Here is a 5,043-nt window from a genome sequence, read left to right as displayed (position 1 = left end):
GATCTTCGGCTTCATGATCGTGGAGGCTGTCGGCGGCGTGCTGTCGGGCTCGCTGGCCCTTCTGGCCGATGCGGGCCACATGCTGACCGATGCAGCAGCGCTGGCTCTGGCATACGCGGCATTCCGGTTCGGGCGCCGACCAGCTGACAGCAAGCGCACCTTTGGCTACCTTCGGTTCGAGGTCATCGCCGGCTTCCTGAACGCTGTGACGCTCTTTGTGATCGTGGCATGGATCGCCTACGAGGCGTGGGAGCGGCTGCAGGCGCCGCCCGTCATCCTCGCCGGCCCGATGATGATCGTCGCCGTGCTTGGATTGTTGGTAAACGTTCTGGTGTTGTGGATCATGACCCGCGGAGAAACCGATCACGTCAATGTGAAAGGTGCCATCCTCCACGTGATGGGTGACCTGCTCGGCTCTGTCGGCGCCATCGTTGCAGCGATCGTCATCTACTTCACCGGCTGGACTCCGATCGACCCCATCCTGTCGGTTCTAGTAGCGGCGTTGATTCTGCGCAGCGCCTGGAAGCTCCTGGCCAAGTCGATCCATATCCTGTTGGAGGGTGCGCCAGAGGACGCTTCGCCGGAAAAGGTGGAACAAGGCCTGATGAGCACTGTGCCCGGCCTGGCGGCTGTCAGCCATGTTCACGTGTGGCAACTCACTTCCGGTCGCACGATGGCCACGCTACACGTTCGACCCAACGTGGACGAGGAGGCGCGAGCTGTGGTCAAGCGCGTCGAGGCGGTGCTGCGAGAGCAGTTCAGCATCGAACACGCCACAGTCGGAATCGACTGGAACTCGGAGGCTGACGAGAACATCTGCAGCCTGCAACCCACGACAGGCCGTCAGGACCACAGCGGCCACGACCACAGTGAGCACAATCATGACCATGACCACTCCGCTCCCGGTCACAAGCATTGAGGCCGTGCTAGACGGTTCGCAGTTCACTTGAGGGTTTGAATCCATGACATCCCGCAAAACCACCAGCGCCGCTATTGTGCAATGTTCGACCTCTAACCACGGCACGACCACTGATGTCCTCGCACTATCGCAAAGTGACGTCGCTGTTCTGGCAGAGACCTTCCGCCTGCTGGGCGACCAATCGCGATTGAAAATCCTGTTGCAGTGCATGCGCGGATCGGTCGCAGTGGGCGACATTGCTGGCTCGCTAGACCTGTCGCAGTCCTTGGTCAGCCATCACCTGCGCCTGTTGCGCGGCGCGCGCCTCGTGCGCGGCGAGCGCCTCGTGCGCGGCGAGCGCCTCGTGCGCGGCGAGCGCCAAGCCAAGCACATCTTCTACGGCATTGCCGACCAGCACGTCAGCCAGGTACTCCAGGACATGGCGGTTCACATTTCGGAGGACAGACACGACGATTGACTGAACATGTGAGTGCGCGCCGGCCTACGCCTTCAAGGGGTAGGCTTTTTTTGGCTATTAATCTAGAGAGACACCGGCGCGCCTTGCTGAATGCCTAGAAGACCCCAAGCAAAAAGCACTCTAAAAATAAACACTTGAACATATCTTCATGTGTGTTATTATTTGTCTACGGGGTATCCGAAAGGCGTAAGGACATACTTGAACGCTATCATGTCCGAATTGTGCAAAACAGTGGTAAATCCTGCCCAATGGATGATCTGTATCCTGAGTCGAAGCATTAACTGAGTTTCAATAAATCAATTAAACCAATTCACAGCAGAAAAATTCAAAGGAGAATTTATGAAAGCCTCAGACCTCTTAGTCAAAGCATTGGAAAAAGAAGGTGTTAAACATATTTTCGCTGTCCCTGGAGAAGAGAATCTTGACGTACTGGAGTCTCTGCGGACATCGAGCATTGAACTGGTATTAACTCGTCATGAGCAGGGCGCTGGATTTATGGCTGCCACTTATGGCCGTTTAACGGGTAGAGCAGGGGTTTGTATGGCCACACTAGGCCCTGGCGCGACGAATTTTGCTACGCCTGCTGCGTATGCGCACTTAGGCGCCTTCCCCTTGATCATGATCACCGGGCAAAAGCCGATAAAAAAATCAAAGCAAGGGCAATTTCAGATCATAGACGTGGTGAAACTGTTTGAACCTATTTGTAAATTGAGCAAACAAATTGTTCACGGCAATACCATTCCTTCGCTGGTACGAGAAGCGTTTCGTCGCGCAGAAGAGGAACGCCCGGGCGCTATTTTACTCGAGCTACCGGAAGATATTGCGGCTGAAGAAACTGATACCTGTGTGCTAGAGCCTAGTGTACGTCACTATGCGGTGGCTGACGACGCGGTTCTGGACCAGGCTGTGTCTTTGATTAAGCAAGCGAAAATGCCACTGCTTTTACTGGGGGCCGGAGCGAATCGTCAGAGTGCCTGTGAGGCGCTGGTTAAATTCGCGGAGAGTACCGGCATTTACTGCTTCAATACGCAAATGGGTAAAGGGGTAATAGATGAGCGTTGCGAATATTTTTTGGGAACCGCAGCGCTATCCACCGGTGATTACCTGCACTGCGCGATTGAGCGTGCCGACCTGGTTATTAATATTGGTCATGATGTAGTTGAAAAACCGCCCTTTTTTATGACGCCGGAAGGGAAGACGGTGATTCATCTTAATTATCGTGCGGCACAGGTTGATGAGGTGTACTTCCCACAATTGGAAGTTGTAGGCGATATCGGCCGTTCGGTTAAGCGCCTCAGCCAAAAACTAGAGGGCTGGCGTTGTGCCGAAATGGATTACTTTAAACGTATCCGTCAGGAAATCGAAGCCCATGTGGCCGAAGAAAGCGAGAGTGATGCGTTCCCACTGATGCCGCAACGATTTGTGGCTGATACCCGTAAGGTCATGGGAGAGGAGGGCATTATTGCACTTGATAACGGTGTTTATAAAATTTGGTATGCCCGTAATTATAAAGCATATAAACCTAATACTGTGCTGTTGGATAATGCACTGGCAACAATGGGTGCTGGTCTACCTTCTGCTATGATGGCGGCCATGCTTAACCCGGAAAAAAGAGTATTATCCATCTGTGGTGATGGTGGTTTTATGATGAATTCTCAAGAGATAGAGACCGCATTACGCTTGAAACTAAATTTGGTTGTAATGATACTCAATGATAGCTCTTATGGCATGATCCGCTGGAAACAGCAAGATGCAGGCTTTAGTGATTGGGGCTTGGAGTTTAACAACCCCGATTTTGTGCGATATGCCGAATCATATGGTGCTAAAGCGCATCGTATAGAAAGTGCCGATTCATTCATTGGTACTTTTGATAAAGCCTTCAATGAAGGTGGTGTTCACCTTATAGACGTGCCAGTAGACTATTCAGAAAATCAACGGGTCCTTATTGATGAGCTTGCAGCCAAGGCGTGTCTATTATGAGCAAAATTACTGTCCTAAACCCTCTTAATCAAGAACCTATAGGTGAAGTAGAAAAGACTGAGTGGAGCGAGTTGGATGCCTATCTTCAGCAAGCTAGTGATTTGCACAAAGATAAGTCTCAGCATCTGGCAGCTCATGAACGTAGCGCTATTCTTATGCGTTGCGCAGAACTAATGCGCCAAGAAGCGGATGAACTAGCCTTATTGATTGCCAGTGAAGGTGGCAAACCGCTTAAAGATGCCAAGGTGGAGGTGACCCGTGCAATTGATGGAGTGGAGCTTTGCGTAAAAGAACTATTGCACCTTAGGGGTAATCAAATCCCAATGGATTTAACATCGGCGGGTTCAGGACGTATGGCTTTCACCTATAGGGAACCCATTGGTCCAGTCGTGGCAATCTCTGCTTTTAATCACCCACTCAACTTAATCGTGCATCAAGTCGCACCTGCAGTGGCAGTGGGTTGCCCAGTTATGATAAAACCAGCAAACGATACCCCGTTAAGTGCGCAGCGTTTTGTACAGTTACTGCATGAAGCAGGGCTTGACGAAAAGTGGTGTCGTTTTTTTGTGGCTGATCGTAAATATTCTGAGCGCCTAGTCAGTGATCCACGTACCGCTTTTTTCTCTTTTATAGGCTCAGCCAAAGTTGGGTGGTACCTGCGCAGTCAGCTAGCACCCGGTACGCGTTGTGCACTGGAGCATGGTGGCGCAGCTCCCGTCGTCGTGGATGAAACAGCAGATTTTAGTTCGATGATTCCTTTGCTGGCCAAAGGTGGTTTTTATCACTCAGGTCAAGTTTGCGTTTCGGTACAGCGAATTTATGCGCATAAGAGTATTGCAAAGCGGCTTGCCGTTCAGTTGGCTGAGCACGCGGAACAATTGGTAGTTGGTGATGCTCGCGATATTAATACCGACTGTGGACCACTGATTCGTCCAGCCGAATGCAAACGAGTCGAAGAATGGGTTGAAGAAGCCAAGGCTAACGGCGCAGACATTTTATGCGGCGGCAAAGCACTTTCTGAAACACTCTATGCACCCACAGTAATCTATAATCCTGATGACTCACTGAAGGTGTCGCAGCTTGAGATTTTTGGGCCGGTGGTTTGCGTGTATAGCTACGATAACATCGAAGAAGCGTTCGCCAGAGCCAACGATGTGCCGTATTCATTCCAGGCATCGGTATTTAGCGATAACCTCAATGTAGTCTTAAGAGCACAGCATGAGCTGGAAGCAGCAGCTGTTATGGTTAACGACCACACGGCCTTTCGTGTGGATTGGATGCCTTTTGCCGGGCGTAAGCAATCGGGCTACAACGTCGGGGGGATCGCCTACACCATGCACGACATGAGCGAAGAAAAAATGGTCGTGATTAAACTTCCTGGCGAACAGCACTAGAAACTGAGCTATCATCGTCTCTTGTATGGCATTGTGACTTTTTGAATCGTGACTCTGGGGTTTCGATCTGGAATGGATAAGGTAGTCGTAAGGAACAGTTATGTCGAATCATTCAGGTTCTATTTGGGGTGGTATACTTGTTATACGGTCACATATCATACAAAAAATCTATCGACTTCTCTTGACCTTCCGGTTAGGGGAAGGTTTAACCTGAAGTTAGGTGGGGGCTGGTGAGATTTTTGGGAACAGGTTAATGGTTACTTGGTTCAATGGATTAGGAAATTTCCTTCAAT

4 protein-coding genes are annotated in these 5,043 nt (G+C 50.8%); all 4 read left to right on the top strand.

Annotated features, from left to right (window positions below):
• Positions 1 to 919, top strand: a 919-nt coding sequence (locus tag JIG41_RS01530) for a cation diffusion facilitator family transporter (protein WP_199524169.1), incomplete at its 5' end; no start/stop codon positions are given.
• 43 nt (positions 920 to 962) lie between these two features.
• Positions 963 to 1,376, top strand: a complete 414-nt coding sequence (locus JIG41_RS01525) for a helix-turn-helix transcriptional regulator (RefSeq protein WP_199524168.1) — start codon at positions 963 to 965, stop codon at positions 1,374 to 1,376.
• 339 nt (positions 1,377 to 1,715) lie between these two features.
• Positions 1,716 to 3,356 carry an acetolactate synthase large subunit gene (locus JIG41_RS01520; RefSeq protein ID WP_063529314.1) on the top strand — a complete coding sequence of 547 codons (1,641 nt, stop codon included), beginning with the start codon at positions 1,716 to 1,718 and terminating at the stop codon, positions 3,354 to 3,356.
• Positions 3,353 to 4,750 (top strand): aldehyde dehydrogenase family protein, encoded by a 1,398-nt coding sequence (locus JIG41_RS01515; protein ID WP_063529315.1) that lies wholly within the window; start codon positions 3,353 to 3,355, stop codon positions 4,748 to 4,750. The genes JIG41_RS01520 and JIG41_RS01515 overlap by 4 nt, the downstream gene beginning before the upstream one ends.
• Positions 4,751 to 5,043: the final 293 nt, after the last annotated feature.

Origin of the sequence: Pseudoalteromonas sp. bablab_jr011 (genome assembly GCF_016464045.1) — a bacterium.
Lineage (GTDB): Bacteria > Pseudomonadota > Gammaproteobacteria > Enterobacterales > Alteromonadaceae > Pseudoalteromonas > Pseudoalteromonas lipolytica.
The sequence above is the reverse complement of the archived record's forward strand: the minus strand, read 5'-3'. Positions and strand labels throughout refer to the sequence as shown.

Coding starts and splice junctions, on each gene's coding strand:
- JIG41_RS01525 (WP_199524168.1), top strand. CDS start 963: ATGACATCCCGCAAAACCACCAGCGCCGCTATTGTGCAATGTTCGACC.
- JIG41_RS01520 (WP_063529314.1), top strand. CDS start 1,716: ATGAAAGCCTCAGACCTCTTAGTCAAAGCATTGGAAAAAGAAGGTGTT.
- JIG41_RS01515 (WP_063529315.1), top strand. CDS start 3,353: ATGAGCAAAATTACTGTCCTAAACCCTCTTAATCAAGAACCTATAGGT.